This window comes from Candidatus Uabimicrobium amorphum, from assembly GCF_009002475.1.
In the GTDB taxonomy this organism is placed as follows: Bacteria; Planctomycetota; Uabimicrobiia; order Uabimicrobiales; family Uabimicrobiaceae; genus Uabimicrobium; species Uabimicrobium amorphum.
On the sequence record NZ_AP019860.1, the window covers coordinates 9,105,235 to 9,123,761 of the forward strand.

At 39.2% G+C, this 18,527-nt stretch carries 10 protein-coding genes; 5 read left to right on the top strand and 5 right to left on the bottom strand.

Translation table 11 applies throughout. The features are described from left to right. Positions 1 to 278 precede the first annotated feature (278 nt). The 5 genes from UABAM_RS32050 to gdhA all read left to right on the top strand — a co-directional run bounded on the left by UABAM_RS32050 (position 279) and on the right by gdhA (position 5,385). Positions 279 to 1,472: a TPR end-of-group domain-containing protein gene (locus UABAM_RS32050; protein ID WP_151972228.1), complete on the top strand. Its 1,194-nt coding sequence runs from the start codon at positions 279 to 281 to the stop codon at positions 1,470 to 1,472. An 11-nt stretch (positions 1,473 to 1,483) separates the two neighbouring features. Beyond that, positions 1,484 to 2,890 (top strand): amidase, encoded by a 1,407-nt coding sequence (locus tag UABAM_RS32055; protein ID WP_151972230.1) that lies wholly within the window; start codon positions 1,484 to 1,486, stop codon positions 2,888 to 2,890. A 22-nt stretch (positions 2,891 to 2,912) separates the two neighbouring features. Then, positions 2,913 to 3,200 (top strand): hypothetical protein, encoded by a 288-nt coding sequence (locus UABAM_RS32060; protein WP_151972232.1) that lies wholly within the window; start codon positions 2,913 to 2,915, stop codon positions 3,198 to 3,200. A gap of 23 nt (positions 3,201 to 3,223) precedes the next feature. Next, positions 3,224 to 3,898 (top strand): hypothetical protein, encoded by a 675-nt coding sequence (locus UABAM_RS32065; RefSeq protein WP_151972234.1) that lies wholly within the window; start codon positions 3,224 to 3,226, stop codon positions 3,896 to 3,898. Positions 3,899 to 4,026: 128 nt separating this feature from the next. After that, entirely contained in the window at positions 4,027 to 5,385 is a 1,359-nt protein-coding gene (gdhA, locus tag UABAM_RS32070; RefSeq protein ID WP_151972236.1) for an NADP-specific glutamate dehydrogenase, read from the top strand. 72 nt (positions 5,386 to 5,457) lie between these two features. On the opposite strand, the gene UABAM_RS32075 is transcribed toward gdhA, so the two are convergent. From UABAM_RS32075 to UABAM_RS32095, 5 genes are all read right to left on the bottom strand, one after another. Continuing rightward, complete coding sequence (locus tag UABAM_RS32075; protein WP_151972238.1) at positions 5,458 to 7,869, bottom strand: Na+/H+ antiporter NhaC family protein; 2,412 nt, start codon at positions 7,867 to 7,869, stop codon at positions 5,458 to 5,460. 150 nt (positions 7,870 to 8,019) lie between these two features. Then, entirely contained in the window at positions 8,020 to 10,890 is a 2,871-nt protein-coding gene (locus tag UABAM_RS32080) for an SUMF1/EgtB/PvdO family nonheme iron enzyme (RefSeq protein ID WP_151972240.1), read from the bottom strand. A gap of 186 nt (positions 10,891 to 11,076) precedes the next feature. After that, complete coding sequence (locus UABAM_RS32085) at positions 11,077 to 11,352, bottom strand: FHA domain-containing protein (protein WP_151972242.1); 276 nt, start codon at positions 11,350 to 11,352, stop codon at positions 11,077 to 11,079. Between the two features lie 2 nt (positions 11,353 to 11,354). After that, positions 11,355 to 14,300, bottom strand: a complete 2,946-nt coding sequence (locus UABAM_RS32090; RefSeq protein WP_151972244.1) for a CHAT domain-containing protein — start codon at positions 14,298 to 14,300, stop codon at positions 11,355 to 11,357. Between the two features lie 9 nt (positions 14,301 to 14,309). Further along, positions 14,310 to 18,527: a protein kinase domain-containing protein gene (locus UABAM_RS32095; RefSeq protein WP_151972246.1), complete on the bottom strand. Its 4,218-nt coding sequence runs from the start codon at positions 18,525 to 18,527 to the stop codon at positions 14,310 to 14,312.

Sequence of the window (18,527 nt, forward strand, 5' to 3'; positions counted from 1 at the left end):
CAGGCAAAGTGAAAATTTTACGTTATGCTAACCAAATGTAAATTACAAAACACAATTCTATTTTATATGAGAGGTAATCGCAAAATAAGAATTTAGGATTTTGTATGAGTTTGACGTCAAATCCCAGAGCCGTACCCCCAAAATGGAATCCGTACCTAAAATTTATGTTGTCGTCCAAGAATCGAATTTTTGACTAGCATAGGCTGGGTAATTTGTATATAATAATAGGCTAAATGTTTGCCATAATAACAAGTTATTGTAGGTAGGAAATATTGTTTATGACGAATAAAAAATATCTAACATTAGCTTTGCTAATATTCTTAACAATTCCTATATATTCCCAAAATACACAGGTAGAGTTTAAACGCAAAGTCGATAATCTTTGTCGTCTACTTGAGCATCCGTTTTCTCACAAGAGAAAGTTGGCTGCTGAACAATTGATTTCTTTAGGAAAAAACGTCTCTCCCTACTTGGCAAAAATATACTCGCGCTGCAACTATTTGATGAAGCGTGAAATTATTGACATTTGGCAAAGAATAGGCGATAAACGCTCTATTGAATACATTCTTCAAGCAATCAACGATAGCGACGAAGGTGTAAGGATGCGTGTAGCGGGTTCTTTACTGGAACTGTCTGATCGAGAACCACTCCTCGTCAACAGTTTGAAGGAAATTACGCCGCAGACACGTAAAGAGAGAAATACTCTTCAGGAAATTATCGATACGTTATCTTACAAACAGGTGGAAAGCGAATTGGCAAAGTTGATCTCACCTTATGGTGGGCATTCTCTATGCTACGAACAATACAAACCTATTGTGAAAATGGGGGGGCGTGTCATCAAACCTCTTCTTGCTATGTACACGGAAGACAATTATCGATTTATTCATTTGGAGTTTACGGAAAACTATCCTAAAGGACAAAAGATGAAGCTCTTGGCGGGCTATGCTCTTACGCAAATGCAAGAGTTTATGGGCAAACGTCAAAGAGTTATGGTATTGGCTCGATTGCGCAAAATGCGTTACCACAAAGATCCGGGTATGCGTCGTTCTGTTGCCTGTATTTTGAAAGAATTTAAATTTCGGTCATGGTGGAATCAGATCATTGAGCATGACAAAAAACTTGTGGAAAAAGATCCTACGGATGACAACATTTGTTACCATCTCGGGCTTATGTTGCTACGTGTAGGACGTAATTACCAAGCGATTCGTTATCTCAAACAAGCTGTTTCTGTGAATCCTGATGATAGTTTAGCGTATTATCATTTAGCATGCGCTCATGCACGACGTAGATCAAAACAAAAGGCAATTAAGGCTCTCAAAGATGCTTTTGCCAGAGGTTTTAGAGACTATAAATGGGCGAGTAGTGATGGTGATTTGCGCAATTTACATAGTACAACTGAATACAAAAAGCTTATCGCACAAATTAAAGAAGCTTATTTACGAGATTTGTTGAAATATGAAAGTCGTAACTAGAAAGTAAAACAGTGGAAATTACAAAACTAAGTGCACATGAAACTTTACAACTCATTCGTCAAAAGCAACTTTCACCCATGGAAGTTATACAAGCTTATATGGACTGTTACACAAAATACAATCCGAAATTAAACGCTGTTTGCTCACTTAGCGATGATGTTTTTCAACAAGCTGAAAAATGGGAACGTGAGGCTAAAAATGATAATTTTTATCCCTTGCATGGTTTGCCTGTAGGAATTAAAGATGTAACACCTACCGCCAACCTGCGTACAACGTATGGCTGCAAACTTTACGAAAACCATGTTCCCAAAGAAGATGCTCTTGTAGTTCAGCGTCTTAAAGAGAATGGTGCCATTATTTTAGGGAAAACAAATACTCCCGAATTTGCAACGGGTGGTAACACGTTTAACGAAGTATTTGGCACCACCTTCAATCCTTGGAATCCTGAGCTTAGTGCGGGAGGATCCACAGGTGGAGGGGCTGCTGCTCTTGCGAGTGGCATGATTGCGATTGCAGAAGGAACAGACCTGGGGGGGTCTTTACGTATACCAGCTTCTTTCTGTGGTATTGTTGGTTTAAGACCTACCCCTGGTTTGATTCCTACATATCCATCTGAATACTTATGGGATGATATGCAGGTCACAGGACCCATGGCACGCACTGCGGAAGATATCGCTATTGTTCTCGATGCTGTTGCCGGAGAAAGTCCTTTATCCCCCATGCGACAACCTACCCATGGAAGACAATTTCTAGAAACAGTACTGAAAGGTATACCTGCGGGAACACGTGTTGCCTATTGTTCTGACATAGCGGATATCGGTATTGAAGATGAAGTCGAAAATCTATGTCGCACAGCTTCGTTTCTTCTACGTGAAAAAGGTGTCGAGGTTGAGGAAATAAAATTTGATTTATCTTTCGCTCGTAAAGCGTTTTTGCATTTGCGAGGAGAGTGGATGTTGATTCAACAATATAAAAACATCGAACGACGCAATGAATTTGGCAGCAATTTATTGGGAAATATTGATGCGGGGCTAAAAATATCTGCAAGAGATTTGGCTATGGCACACCATGATCGTGCACAAACATGGTACAAATTTAGATCGTTTTTTGAAAAATATGATTATTTACTTACTCCGTGCATGGCCGTTCCCCCTTTTCCAGCAAAACAAAATTATCCTCTAACTATTGCTGGGAAAGAAATGAAAACATATATTGATTGGGTCGCTCCAACGTTCCTGTTGAGTTTAACCAGTCTCCCCATTGGATGCGTCCCTTGCGGATTGACGCAACAAAAACTACCTGTTGGTTTACAAATCGTGGGTAAACCGACTAGCGAAGAACACGTACTTGCCTTGGCAAAATTAATACAGGAAACCTCTCCAATTGGTTTACCGTCTCTAGAGGAGACTTTAAGCTAGGGTATCTAGAAATATTGAGTGCATGAAAAGAAAAACAAGTAGAAAAACTTTTGATTTTCCCAAATCACCTCTGTTATTCATTGTTGGTATTATTGTTGCGTATTTGTCGTTACGCATCATTGTACCAATAGTGCCATATCTGTTGGTTATCATATTAATCGATGTATTTCTCCTTGGTAGCGCTATGGGAAGCTATCGCATGAGAGATTATGATCTTTTTTGGTTTTTAATCGGTTGTTTTTCATTGATTTCTTTTCTTCTATTGCGCGCCATACTCATAACAAATCATTACCACTCTTACTATTATTAGTCAGTCCTTTTTAAGAAAGACCTATGCAACTAGTCTATTATCTTCCGATTATTACAACAATAACCGCCGTATTTTTTAGTTGGGAAGTTGCCAACCGCTATCGAGAGCGCCAGGGACTTCATTTATTATGGTGGAGTATTGGAATTGTTTGCTTCGGCTTAGGAACTCTTATCGAAAGTTGTGTGACTCTTTTTGGATGGCACCCCTCTTTGTTCCGTTTATGGTATATCACCGGAGCTTTACTTGGAGCAGCACCGCTTGCCCAAGGAACAGTATACTTATTGCTCAATAAAAAAATTGCCCACACCCTTGCTGTTTTTCTTTCTCTATTTGTTGTCATTGCCTCCACATTTGTTTTTTTGACTCCTATCGACGCCTCTCTTGCTGAGGGGGGACAACTTACAGGTAAAGTGATTGTCTGGAAAAAAGTACGCTACTTCAGCATTTTCTTAAATGTATACGCGGTTTTTTTCCTCGGCGGTGGAGCACTGCTCTCTGCATGGAGGTTTTACAAAAAAGGTCGAGAACACTATAACCGTTTCATTGGAAACGTTTTGATTACATTGGGTACATTTTGCGCAGCGGCGGGAGGAGCATCCGCACGCATGGGGCATACAGAAATACTATATGTGGCAGAGTTAATAGCTCTTGTTATCATTTATTTAGGTTATCGTATAAACATAAAACCAGTGAAATAAGTATCGTTGTGTAGCCGCAGCCTCTAGGTTGTTCTTCACAAGCTAAAGCCCACGGCTACTGCAAATGGCGTTATTTTAAGTTGATTTTATTCTATTTACATTAATTAACACACAGAAAGGTTCATGACATGTGGGACTTAGACGAAAGCGTCGGAGCAATAGTTGACAAATTCATGGTTGGCTTAAAGCGACGTAATCCTGGGGAACCAGAATTTCATCAAGCAGTATATGAAGTTGCAGCTAGCGTTATGCCTTATATTTTGCAACACAAGCAGTATCGCGATGCGTATATACTTGAGAGAATGACGGAGCCTGACCGCATTGTTTCTTTCCGCGTATGTTGGGAAGATGACAAAGGGAACATTCGTGCTAACCGTGGTTATCGCGTTCAATTTAACAATGCGATAGGTCCATATAAAGGTGGTTTGCGTTTTCACCCTTCTGTGAACTTAAGTATTCTTAAATTTTTGGGTTTTGAGCAAACATTTAAGAACAGTCTTACTACTCTGCCGATGGGTGGAGGAAAAGGTGGTTCTGACTTTAATCCTAAAGGTAAATCAGAGCGCGAAGTTATGCGTTTTTGCCAATCTTTTATGACAACTTTGTATAGTCATATCGGTGCAAAGAGAGACGTTCCTGCGGGTGATATCGGCGTTGGCGCAAGAGAAATTGGTTATCTTTTCGGTCAATACAAGAGACTCGTTAACGAATTTACCGGTGTACTAACAGGTAAAGGACTTGCATACGGTGGAAGTTTGATCCGTCCAGAAGCAACAGGTTTCGGATGTGTATATTTTGCCAACGAAATGTTGAAGCACAAAGGCGAAGATATTGCTGGAAAAGTTTGTGCGGTTTCTGGTTCTGGTAACGTAGCGCAGTTTACGGTACAAAAACTTATCGAACTAGGAGCAAAGCCTGTTACTATGTCTGATTCCGGTGGTTCCATCTACGATGCTGATGGTATTACCCAAGAGAAACTTGAGTTTGTCAAAGACTTGAAGAACAACCGTCGTGGTCGCATTAAAGAATATGCAGACAAATTTGGTTGTGAGTATCTGGAAGGTCAAAGACCTTGGGGAGTTAAATGTGATGCAGCCTTCCCGTGCGCTACACAAAATGAAATCAATGGTGAAAATGCACAATCGTTGATGTCAAATGGCTGTACGCTTGTTTCTGAAGGTGCAAATATGCCAACTAATATGGATGGTGTCGGTGTATTTGTGAAATCACAAATACTATATGCTCCGAGTAAAGCAGCAAATGCTGGTGGTGTAGCAACTTCTGGTTTAGAGATGACTCAAAATGCAACAGGTTTACCATGGTCACGAGAAGAAGTAGATCAAAAACTTCTAGGTATTATGCAAAATATCCATGGCCAGTGCGTTAAGTATGGCGAATCTGGCGCTGGTGTTGACTATGTGAAAGGTGCAAACGTCGCTGGTTTCGTGAAAGTTGCTGACGCTATGCTAGCTCATGGAGCAGTATAGATCTTCATAAGCAATCATAACACGAATAAGCATAAAATAAGCCCGAAACACATTGTGTTTCGGGCTTATTTTTTATACAGACTCTTTACCTAAAACGCGTATTGATACTATAATTGCTGCAATTCCAAGTATAAGACACAACCACACCGGAGCACCAAACCCAATAGGTATGTACCCAAATACACATGAAATGATTCCACATGTAAGTGCATAAGGCGTTTGTGTTTTTACATGGTCAATGTGATCACAAGAACTTGCCATAGAAGACATAACCGTTGTATCGGAAATCGGTGAACAGTGATCTCCCAAAGTTGCTCCTGCTAATACACTTCCTAAAGTACCAAGTAAAATGTAGTTATTTAGATCCAAAGCCAAATCAAGCTGTTGTTGTGATAGGTCGACACCTAAAGGAATAAGGAGCGGAAATAGTAGACCCATTGTTCCCCATGATGTTCCTGTCGCAAAGGCAACTACGGCAGAAGTTAGAAAGCCGATCGTTGGTAGAAACTTGACCGAAATGATGTCTTTGATGTTGTAGTATATGTATTTATTGGTTCCCAACTCTTTACATACATCTTTTAGTGTCCAAGCAAGTATAAGTACTAAAACAGCGAGTAACATGGCCTTTGCTCCACCGACCCAAGCATCTACAACTTGTTTTGCTGTGAGAATATTTTGCGCGACAATAATGACAAATGCGGATAGTGATCCCCAAAAGGCGGCCCATAAAAGTACTACATAAGAATTTGCTTCGCCGATGATGTTCATTAGCGCCGCGTCTTTCGCTTCTTCACCTAATGCACGTGAACCATCTATATATAAACCAATCATCGTAGCTACAATAACAACCGCAATTGGAATAACGGCATTTTGCCAACGGTGTGGTTTGCCTTCGGGAGCTTCGATGGATTCTGCTGTACTCAGTGGAACAGCGTTGGGGCCAAGAACTTCTCCTGTAGAACGCGCTCTTTTTTCTGCCTGTAACATCGGACCATAATCTTTTTGTGAAGAGGCAATATAGTAGACAAAAATAATGGTGTATATGCTATAGAAATGAAAAGGAATGGAATTGAAAAAATAATCAAAAGCTCTTTTACCTTGCCCATAGTCTTGTAGGGCACCTCCGATGTAACCAAGTTCCGTTCCAATCCATGTAGAAATAAGCACAATACTACAAACCGGTGCCGCAGTTGAATCGACGATGTACGCGAGTTTTTCGCGAGAAATTTTTAACTTATCCGTAATCGCACGCATACTATTACCAACAATCAATGTATTGGCATAATCATCGAAGAAAATAACCACACCCATCAGCCAGGTGGAAATCATACCATTTCGTGGTGAGGTGGCCCATAAAGAGATTTTCTCTACTAAGTCGTGAATTCCACCAGATTTTGAAACAATCCCGATCATACCACCAATCGTACATGTAAATACAATTACCTGTACGTATTCGTGTTCCGACAATGTTGCAACTAATTTCACGGTGAAAGTGTCTAGTAAACTACCCGCGATATCAAAACCGCTCATGATAAATACGGCGCTCCAAACACCGACAAATAACGACAACAGTACTTCCTTGGTAATAATAGCGAGAAGAATGGCTAAAAGTGGTGGTACTAAAGTCCAAAAAGGGCTGAAAGAGGAATAGTCCGCTTTAAATTCGCTATCTTTTTCTTTGATGATAAGGCCATCGCCTTTTATGGTACACTTTTCTAGTTTTAGTACACCTTTTTTAAACTGAAACTCCGTTTTTTTGTACACCTTATCTTTTTTATTGAGAAGCTCAAGATTTTCAATAATTACTTTTTTATTGTAGTTGAGGACTTTACCACTTTTTGACTTTGCATGAATGACAATATCTCGTGGAAGGTTGTTGGCGAAGTAGTCCTTTATTGCAAAATGATCAAAGGTTGGAGGGGTAATGGAATATTTTTTGTCATTATCCATAAAATGGATTTCGTCGTTTGTTACTTTGACGCGGTGAACAGTTGCGCTACCTGCCTTAAAAGGAACACTATTTTCCATTTCTTCGAAGGTGTCATCAAAAATTTTTACCCCTACCAGGGTAATTTTTTTTGTGTAATCAATTACTTTTCCATCTTTGTCGACGGCTTTAAAAACAAAAGTTTGCGGTATGTTTTTTTGATATAAATCATTACATGTAAAATGATCTACCACGGGAAATACTACGGTAAATTTTTTCTGCTCTAAATCAATAACAATCGTATCTTGTAGTTTTTTTACATTTTTTAATGCAAGTTTTCCCTTAGCAAAAACCAGCTGTTGCTCTTCGGGAATTTCGAGACCTTCTATCGAGACTTTGCTGGCAAAATCGACGGGTTTATTTTTACTATCTACTGTGTAAATGACAATATCCGTCGGCGTATTATTGGCAAAAACTTTGTCTATTTTAAATAGATGAACATCTTCAGCAAATAAAGACAACATCAATAAAAATACACATGTGAAATTTTTCAACATTCTACAACAGACCTTTCTAAGGGAATACAGCGATAGAGTGTTTACCACATTCCCAAAACAAATTTGGGCGCACTACCTACCATTAGATAGCGCGCCCAAAGACGTAAAAAAAGTGCCAGGCACAAATGCCTTTTTATGAGGAATACAGAGTTACAGTTTGTAAACGGTTCTAAACCCTATTATATTCCACCACTGATCGACTTCCATCCATCCGCGAAAAGTAGTGGAAACCATTTTCGGGTCACTGTTCCATGCTCCCCCACGTATTACTTTACCGTTTCCTGTTCTTGGGCCAGATGGGTCTTCCGCTGGGGAAGTTGAGTAGTAGCTATCATCAAACCAATCATTGCACCATTCCCATACGTTTCCTACCATGTCAAGGCATCCATAGGGAGAGGCACCTTTAGGGTAATGTCCAACAGGAGATGTACTTCTACCGCCGTATTCTGGTTCATGTTGACAATTTGCCTTCCATCCGCCCTTGCTGGGTATTTGATTTCCCCAGGGGTACCTACGATGGTGGTTTGAATTGGGTTTTGTACCATTGTTTCCATCAAAGTAAAAGCCACCTTTCGCCGCTTTTTCCCATTGTGCTTCCGTAGGGAGGTCTTTTCCTGCCCACTTTGCATAATCCATGGCGTCTTCCCAGGTAATATTGACAACAGGTTCTGTGTCGTCCAACTCCCAGGCTGGTTTTCGTGGTTTTTCTCTGTTTGTCATATCGCAAAAATGATTGTATTGTAGCCAACTTATAGGGCATTGGTCGATCAAATATCCCCCGAGAGCTATTTCGTGTTCACCTCTCTCACATTCATATTCGGCTTCATTGTAACCCATCAGAAAAGAACCCGCAGGGATATATATCATTACAGAGCCGTCTTTTTCGCAGATAATTTCATTTGCTTCTTCATCTAAACTAAACCCCATGGGTAAGTTGATGGTCGAGGCTAAAGTGGCTGTATTTATTTCCTCGACAACACTTCCTCTCTCCGCTTGTATTCCCATTTGGCTTCCGCCAAAAGAACTGTCTTCTTCAAGACCATATGCGGAATTATCTACTTCTGGTATATCGGCGATTGGTTCTATGTCAGGACCGTCCATGTTGACGGGGGCTGTATCCAGAGGTTGCATGTCCAGAGGTTGCATATCCAGAGGTTGCATATCCAGAGGTTGCATGTCCAGAGGTTGCATGTCCAGAGGCTGCATATCCAGAGGCTGCATGTCTAGAGGTTGCATGTCTAGAGGTTCCATATCAACAGTTGGCTCTACGTTACTTGATAGGCCTGTTACCTCAGGTTCTATCGACACTGGGCTTGGCTCGAATTCACTTGGGACACTTGGAATATCCGCTTCTGTATCTGTAATATGAGAGGTTTTTTCTTCATTTGCTGGTGAATCAAAGTTTTCAGGTGAGATAACCACTGAGTCAAAATTATTTGCCATCGGTGACTGGTTTGACTCGTCTTGAGACTCTTCTAAGTCTGGCTCTATGACAAAAGAATCAAACATGCTAGGTGCTTCTAGTGTGGGTTCAGAAGGAACTTGAGCAGGGTTGTTTGCTTTTGCATTTTCCTCGTCTTCATCCACTTCTTCTATCTCATCTATCTCATCAATTTCTTCTATTTCTTCCACTTCATCCATCTCTTCCTGATTAGAGTATTGTTGCGGAGCTTGACCAAAGTTATTGAACGGATCGTCTTCAAATCCATCTTCGTCAAACCCATCATCTAAAGCAATTGCTTCCACTGGAGTTGCTGGTTGTGGTGATGGAGGGGTTGGTTCATGAGCATAACCATGTTTTTCGACGTGCTGCTTGATTTCTTCTAATTTTTGCACAACCTGTGCGGTACCATATCTTCGACTGGGCTCTGGCATTAAACAGTGCCCTACAAGGTCCGCGATCAAATTACGAATACCTGTATGGTTAATTGCTAAGATATTTTCCGTTGGCGGTGTTTGCGCCGTTAATAAAAACATCAGAGTTTTACCGAGGCTAAAGATGTCCGCTTTTGTGTCTATTTGTTGATCACCTCGTTGTTGCTCTGGTGCCATATATCCAAGAGTTCCCAACATTTTTCTTGCGATAACACTGTTGGAGTTCACAGTTACTGTACGATGAATTTCTTTCGCATCGGGCAGCATACATGCGATCCCAAAATCGATAATTCGTATTTCTTTTGTTTGCGGATCATACAATATGTTACTTGGTTTTATGTCGCGGTGTATGATAGGTGTTGCTAGATTGTGCGCTGCTTGCATCCCTTTTGCTATTTCGTGAATAATGTGTAGGGTTTCTTCAAACGCAAGGGGTTCGTTATTGTTGTTATTCACGACATACTTGTAAAGGTCAACGCCTTCAAAGTACTCCATGACTATGTAAGGACGGCTTCCTTTATGTCGGCGGATTTCATATATAGAAAGAACGCGCGGGTCATTGATTTTTTTGGATATGAGTGCTTCAGAAAAAACTTCTTTTATGGTTCCGCTTGCGTTACGCCATAGTGTTTTGACGACAACTTCCCGTTCTTCGTATACATCATTGCATAAAAAAGTAACACCCATACCGCCGGCGCCAAGTATTTTTTGTGGCTCGTATCTTTCTACATCGAACAAATCACATTCTTCATTGCCCACTTCTAAAGATTGCATCATATAACTAAGAGCCGCTTCGTAACTTTCCTTGTTTAACAAGGCATGGAACAAATTACTTTCAATGTTGACACGTTGTTGGTGATCTGCTCCTGATAAAACGAGCGCTCTTCGAAAATATTCCGATGCCTTTTCGGGCGAACCAATTGCAAACAATATGACTCCTATTCTGTTTGCAAGAATAGGTTTATTGGGATGAGAATTTGGAATCTTATCAAATAGAGTTCTCGCTTTTTCTATATTGAGTTTTTCGTTTTCCAATTTACTTGCTAGAAAAGCATGCGCATATTCTACTTTATCTTGCCCAATAACTTCCATAGCTGGCCCTATTAGTTTTTCGATTTCTAATGCTTCATGACCAACACTATCCACCTTTTATACCTCCAGCTTGACTTTTACACTTTTATGTTTAGGGTGCATGATTTTTTCGATAACGAAATGACAAACCCTCACATATGCCATTTGTTAGTTTTACCCTGTTATGTCGTTGTAATGTTTTATAAACTTTTTTATTATAGCAATTTTTATCTCAAATTCAACTGAATCTTAGTCTTAGTGCTATGACACTTCAAAAAGTAACTTCGATCGACCAATCTCAATAGTATCTCCGTTTTTTAGAAGCACTTCTAGTATCGACTCTGAGTTTACTTTTGTTCCATTCTGACTTTGCAAGTCAACTAGAATGAAATCTGTATCTACACGAATAATTTCACAGTGAATTCGAGATAATTTGGGATCTTTTAGGGTAATCGAGCACCGCGAGGCGCGTCCTAAATTTACATACGAATCAAAGGAAACTATATCGTTATTTTGTAGATTTTTTATTTTAGCCATTTCTATCCATTTATCAATAAAACACTGCTGTGTGGATCACCGGCCGCAATTTCGGTGAGCAAAATTTCTCTTTTCGGAATTTTTACTTTTAGTTTGCAACGCGGGCATTTCGCTGTTTTATTTGCCATCGGAAGAAAACAGTGAATATTTGTGCCACAATGTGGACATGTTGCGCGGATTTTTACTTTGTCAAAAGGACTTTTTTGATCGCGATTTTGTTCCACGTAGCTATCTTCGGTTACTTCCTCGGCAACGTGAGCTTCTTCGATCATTTCTTCGGCAACTGCTTCTGCCATTTCATAATACTCTTCTTCAGAGTCTTCATCGCCAAGGTATGATTCTGTTAGTCCAACACCTGCGCAATAAAATGCTCCCCAGTAGAATGGATGGGAAAATGGTCTAAAATTTTTCTCTTTAAATTCCTTTTCGCCAGGAATGGCTCCATTAACATCTAGAATAAAATCACTTAACCGAACTTTAATGGGTTTGCCTTCGAATTGAATCATATTGCGATTTGTTTGTAGTGTGGCCACCGCATCTTTTTTGTCATCGAAAGTTACTTTATCGGAATCCACAAGAAATTGGCATAAATTTGATAGCCAGTTTGCTCCGCGTTCATTGGAAAGTTTTTGTTGTAGATTTATACGTTCAATAATGTCGCTTATCGTCATTTTGCGCAGTTCGTTTTGTGCTTCTTGAAGCGCCATCGCGGGGCTTAGTCCTTGCCCCAAGCCATTATAGAACTTTTCTGTAACAAAGAAAGTTGCGATATCAGGAACCGTCCACATCGGTGAAACAACGTTTTTTACTCCTACTTTGAGTAGTGCCCAATGTAGCCCCATTAAATCGCCAAAGTTGTCCAAATTTTCAATATTGCGTTCGTTTGCAGAAAAAGTAATGGCGTTGATATTGTTCTCGCCAATGTTTCCTAAAATATCTTTAATAAAGACCTGGCTGTCTGCAAGGAGAATACTGGAATCCTGAACTTTTGGATAGGTATTGTTACTATGTAGAGCAAGGTGAATATGCGACGCATGTTTAAAGTTGCTCTTGAAGTTTTCAAATGTGGTGTTTCCACCTAGTTGGAAATTTATTTCTCCTGGCCAAATGCGGTTCATAATGCGAATTTCTTCGCGCATGAATGGGATATTCTGTTGGGTGCAGTGGGCGATAACTATTTTGTATTCCTGGTTTAAGGCACTGTGCGCACACTCACTAAACGTAAAGGCTGTGGGGGCGTAAATAACTTCGTAGCGGTCCTGTAAGTATACTTGGAAATTTGCACCTTCTATTTGCATGAGGTGGAGAGGATACAGCTGCAACGCACCTTCCGGCACTAAAATCAAACGATTGATGGCATTTCCTCGTGATTCGATACGCGAAACGATTTCTGGCAAAATAGATTCTGCAATTTTTTTTGTTGCGAGGCCAAGTTGTACTTTCCAAGAGTTTTGCGCCTCGTAGGCATTCTTCCAGCTATAATTACCGATTTTATCGCTAATTTCTTGGAAAGACTCTTGGGAGCCGTAACTTTTTTCAATGCACCATTTTGACCAAAGTTGTAAAAACTTTTCAATATTGAGAATAGGCTCGTATAAATTAGCAAGGTATTGGTGTGTTAATTCCGGAACTAAAAAAGCATCAATGCTGTTTTGGTCCACCATAAAAACATACATACCTTTTTCGGTAACTAAAAATTCAATAAGAACTGTTGAACTATCTATTTTCTGTTGTAGTTTCGGAATATCGAAGTTAAAGTCGCGACCAAAGCGTTCATTCCACTGTGGATCGTGTTCTGCGATTTGTTGACGCAATTGTTTAAGAGAGGGGGAATTTTGCTTTAGTGTTTGGACATTTTGTTCGAAATGGCCATCCATGGTGAGTAACTGTTCATACGTGCTGTAATTTTTCTGTAGTAAATCTGCATATTGTCCTTTTAACTCCGCGGGTGCAGAGCTATATTGTATGGCTTCACAGTCATCAATATTTGCGGAATATAGCCATCGGCGTGCCCACTCGGTATAGTAGAGGGCTTTTTTAAAATTACTTTGCGACAAACAACTGGTGACAGCACTGTGGAAAATACTTTTATATTTGTCAATATTTTCTACTTTAGGAATGTAATCCTTCAGGGTTTTGAGTCCTTCAAGAGCGAAAGATAACAAGCTTGAGGCTTCTTCCATTTCGCGGTGTTCTATCGCTACTTTGCCAAGGTTTCCGTAACTTTGGATAATATTTTCTGTATATTCTATTTCTTTGGCGATCATTAGACATTCATGCCAAATATTACTAGCTTTGTCTAAATTTTTATGCCGATAGTGATACTCTCCCATCTGAACAAGTAGATCGTTTTGGGTAATTTTATCATGATGTTTTCGGGCTTGTTGTAATTGTTCTTCAAGTTTTTCTAATGCCAAAGTATCCTCAGGGGATTTTTGATGGAGTTTTACAGGGGGAAGAGCCATTTTAGAAATAGGAGAACTTACGGTGGTGTCTTCAATTGCGACCATGCCATCTTCTGAAGGAACAAAAGTCATTTCATCATCTTCAGAGTTCAACAATTCTTCGTCGAGAAGTTGCAACATTTTGCGCGATACTTCGAAATATGGAATCGCTTTTTCAAAACTGCCGGTATCGCGGTGTAGGTTACCTATTGTGGTTGCTAACGTCGATAATCCTTGGTATACATTACTATTTTCTAGCTGTTTGTAGATAAGCTCTAGTTTTTCCAATTGCTCGGTTTTTTCCAAAATTTCAGAATGCTTCTGAATCACAAACAGTAAATTGTTACCAAAACTTTTATTCTGGCATTGTTGTGAAATTTCTTGAATAACTTCGTTCCACTCTAGAGGCTCGGTGGATAAAGATGTAATTTTCTCAGCGGCATCATCTTGGGTAATTTCATACTGTGTTAATTGCTGTGCCAGTTGATAAAGTATCTCTTTCATCGTTTATTCCTACTTTATAAGTTCCTTCGGCATATGTCTGCGGACACCATAGAATATATTATTGTAGCAGTCTTTGTAAACTAATTCATAACTCATATCTTGTGGTTGTATCGGAATGTTGATTTTTCCTTGCGCAAAATCAACAAAGTGATATCTCTTTAAAAATTTGGGTACAAAAGATTGCAATGATTTACCCCAACCAATATGAGTGATAGAAGTATCGAGCTCACTATCCCATGAAATTTGTAATGTAGAGTCAGAGATTTGTTCTTCGATTATGTTGAGTCTATCTTCGTCAAAATCTTCTAACAGTACTTCTATTTTTTTTAAGGTCTGGTGATTTTTATACTTTAGTTTCATGATGTATTGATAGCTCGTATGTGATTCTAAGCCGTAACCATCATTATCATCAACGATATAAACTTCTTCATTTATCCCACTGTAAATAACTCTGTTGTCGCTGAGTCGTTCTAAAACAACTTCTTCTAAGAGTTCGGTAGGCATTTTTTCCCACTGAAAGTAAATAGTCGAGTACTCGCGAAATACATTAAATTGATATGGGAGATTACTATAATAACATTTAATCCCTTTTATCGAAAGTGTCCATTTCTTTTTACATTTTCGTTTGATGGGGGCAATTCCAACAACGGCCAATTCAAAATTCATCGATTTTTCTGGTAAACCAATGGTTTTGCCTGCTTTTACACTCTGTCCCCAGTCTTCAAATATTAGAGAACCATCGGTGTTTTCTTGGTGAAATAAAGATTTGTTGTTGAGAAACAATTCAACACTTTGGAAGAAAGTGTAGCGTTTAAGCTCGCTAAAGTCCCAGTAAATGGCGCCCGTTTTGGGCTGTATTTTGATAGCGGAAAACAGATCTTTCATACTTAAAGATTGAACTTTTTTCTCTGTGGCAAGTAGCTTTCTTCCATCGGACATTACGTAAAAGAAACGGTAAGTAATTTCTTTTCCGCCTTTAAAATCACTGTCATATAGCTCATCTTCGTCGGTTTCAATGAGAGGTAAGTCATTGCGATGCACTTCTATTTTTGAAATGGCAGGAATTTTTTTGTAGCTCCACTTTATGTGGTGTATAAGACCTACTTCAATTTCTACATTGAGTTTAGGTGTTTCTGTTGTGGCATCTCCACTTGCAAGTAGACATCTTCTTCCCGATTTAAATTGTCCGTGTATTGTCCAATGGTATGTTGTACAAGGTAGAAGTTGCTTGAGTTGTACACTTCTTGTCTCATGACTCAATTCGTGTTCTCCGACATTTGCCGATACTTTGAGGTACAACTTAACTAATTTCATGGCAAAGGCCGTATCGGTAATGTCCCATTTTAAACGAAAAGAATCCGTGGTAAAATCCGTGGTCTCCGCTTCCATTTTGTATGGTTTGGTTTTAAATTTTATGGCGGTTCCTTGTTGTATGTGACCAGACAAATACTTGTATTTTAGTGGAAATACATATTCACGTTCTGGTTCCAGGTTTTCCAAGGTGATGGAATCGCTTTTTGTCGCGGCTAAAAATTTATTGCTGTGATCGTATAATTGGATGCAATCGATTCTGTTTTGTGGAGAAGGTTTCCAGCTAATATTGGCGCAATTATATGTGGTATTTACGTCTACGTCTAAATCAAATTTTTTCGTGGTGATGTTTCCTAGGAAATACTCATATCGCTCCTCGTTTTCCAAGTACAAATACAAATAATATTCGAACTCTTCACCCGGAATTAAGTATTTATCGGTGAATTGCAAACTGGTTTTACGTTTGTCCCACATAAATTTATGGGTTTTTTGTTGTTGGCCTAAACGTTGAATTTCGATATTTTCGTCCATGCATTGTAGCGTTTTTTCGTCAATGCGAATTAACCATGAACAAGTTTCATAGCCCACTTTTTCTAAGGAAAAGGTAATTCCAATTTGCGGAATTTCGGGAGTTTCGTCAAAAATTTTGTATTTAACGCCTTCTACTTCTGCAAAGTATTTGTAAGTCTTTCCTGGGGAAACTTTTTCATCTTTGAGGGACATTTTTTCGCGTAAAATAGATTTGGAAATTAATGAAGTTTCATTATTGGCTTCGCGATAGAAATAGATGTAGAAAAAGTCCTGCACAATATGGAAATGCTTGAAATCTAGCTCGAAAGTGACGGATTTTGGGGAAATAGAACGCTTGATATTACAACGCAAGATATTTTCAATAGTGGGGAACAGATACTCTTTTGCGTAAGGCTGCGATTTTTTTACAATGCCATCTTGCTCATAATACGAAATAACTTCAATGGTTGCGCTGTTGCCCATCTCACGAGAGATTGTCGCATTGTCTAGTTGTAATTGGTAGTTGTTCTCTGTGGTTTTGGCAATTTCTTCACCGTTGTAAAAAATACCATAATCACGTAAATATTTGTTGGGATAACTACGCCAACTTAGTTGTAATGTACCTAGTTTGGGCTCCTCAATGGCAAGAGATTGAATACCTGGCGGAGATATATCTACTTGCCAATTCGGACCTTTTTTCCAACCAATAGAATCTAGTAAAATACGACACGAAAATACGTGTTTTTCAAACATGAGCAAATTGCGTTTGTTGAGTTTAAATACAATTTTTTCGTTGTGGATTTGTTGTATAAAGTCTTCTTTTATTTGGGTACGGTAAGGAACGCCATTATGTAGCAATTCTATTTGCGATATTATTTTTTGCTGTTCGCTACTGAGCACAATTTCGAAAAAGATTTGGTTAAGCTTGTTGTATACGACGGGAACGTTTATGGTTGGTACTAAATATACCTCTTGCATAATTTGCATTGGGTTCTGCTCTTGACGCAAGAAGTTGGGCTGGCAAATAATCTTTATTTTTTTATTATAGGGCAGAGGTTGTCCATCGACGGGCAAAATGACCTTTTCTTGCGCATCGCACAACTTTGTTAAACGATTGTTTTCTTCAAGAAAAAAAGAAACGTTCTTTAAGTTTGGCATTGGAGGCCACTCAAAACCTACTTGATCTGTAGGTAGGTCAGGGATTTCACTTAGAGGAAATTTTTGTGCTGTTAAGGCATTTTTGTACTTCCACCATGTAAAAGAACTTCCACTTGTGGCGCGAATTCCGCAAGTGATTTCACCTCCCCATTTTCCCGGTATAAGGAGGGTGCGACTGAAGGCAATTTTGTTTTCGGTGATGGTTCCTTTGTCGTGGTCCTCTATCCTAAATTCTAGATTTTTACTCCAATTAGGGGCGTGGGTTATTTTTATTTCTAATTGTGAACGCGAGGCTTTTACGATATCGAAGTCTATATCTTGCTGTGGTGGATTATTTAAGTAGCTCGCAATACAATTTACCGAATGTAGACGTTTGTGAATAGAATTACATAACAACTGTTCCAGCAGTTTAAGAACCCATGAGTGGTGAGAACTTAACTGTTCAACGGCTTTTTTGGTTACGTTCAAGTCTACACGATCATTTGATGACGGATTGTCAAGCGTTAGCAAATAGTGTAGTATAATGCCTAATTGTTGGACATCGCTGCGAACGTCTGGACGATACTGCGTTGGTACCTTTTGTCCAGATAGAAACAAGGCCTTCTTATATTTTGCTGTATTTTCCAAGGATTTGAGCGGACAACTGTAGTGTAAACCCACGATATTGATGTTGTCGTTGTGCTCAGGATTCATAATAATATGTTCTGGATGTAGGTTTTGTATGACAAAACCTTTTTCGTGAACAAAAGAAAAGAGCTTAATGAGTTTGTAAAAAATGCTGAGCCGTTGTTTAATCGAAAATAACTGGATTTGATCTTGTAGTTGCGGTAGAGGGCTTCCCGCTAGGTACTCTTGAACAAGAATGAGCTCTTCTGTTTTTAATTGTTGCCAATCAGGGAATTTGTGAAATAATTTTTCATCATCGTCACAATTATTTTCAATGGTAATCATGGCCAAAGGTTCAGGAATGGAAGGATGCGAAATCGCAAGTATACGATGCTCATTTAGTAGCATTTTACGTCGGTATACTACATAGTCCATGGCAGAACTAAAAATATTTCGCCCTTCACTACGATAGCGAATTACTTTAATACAAACATGGTCCCCATTGCAATTTAGTGCTTTGTAGTAGTGAAAATGTTCACCTGCAAATAACAACTCAATTACTTTTACTTTGACGGCTATGTTGGAACGATTCTTGTTGAAGTACAAGTGTCCATCTATTGTTTGACCTGGAGAAAACTTCAT

Bases quoted from the DNA above. Each gene is read 5' to 3' on its own strand.
- UABAM_RS32050 (WP_151972228.1), top strand. From the start codon at position 279: ATGACGAATAAAAAATATCTAACATTAGCTTTGCTAATATTCTTAACA.
- UABAM_RS32060 (WP_151972232.1), top strand. From the start codon at position 2,913: ATGAAAAGAAAAACAAGTAGAAAAACTTTTGATTTTCCCAAATCACCT.
- UABAM_RS32065 (WP_151972234.1), top strand. From the start codon at position 3,224: ATGCAACTAGTCTATTATCTTCCGATTATTACAACAATAACCGCCGTA.
- gdhA (WP_151972236.1), top strand. From the start codon at position 4,027: ATGTGGGACTTAGACGAAAGCGTCGGAGCAATAGTTGACAAATTCATG.
- UABAM_RS32075 (WP_151972238.1), bottom strand. From the start codon at position 7,869: ATGTTGAAAAATTTCACATGTGTATTTTTATTGATGTTGTCTTTATTT.
- UABAM_RS32085 (WP_151972242.1), bottom strand. From the start codon at position 11,352: ATGGCTAAAATAAAAAATCTACAAAATAACGATATAGTTTCCTTTGAT.
- UABAM_RS32090 (WP_151972244.1), bottom strand. From the start codon at position 14,300: ATGAAAGAGATACTTTATCAACTGGCACAGCAATTAACACAGTATGAA.
- UABAM_RS32095 (WP_151972246.1), bottom strand. From the start codon at position 18,527: ATGAAGTTTTCTCCAGGTCAAACAATAGATGGACACTTGTACTTCAAC.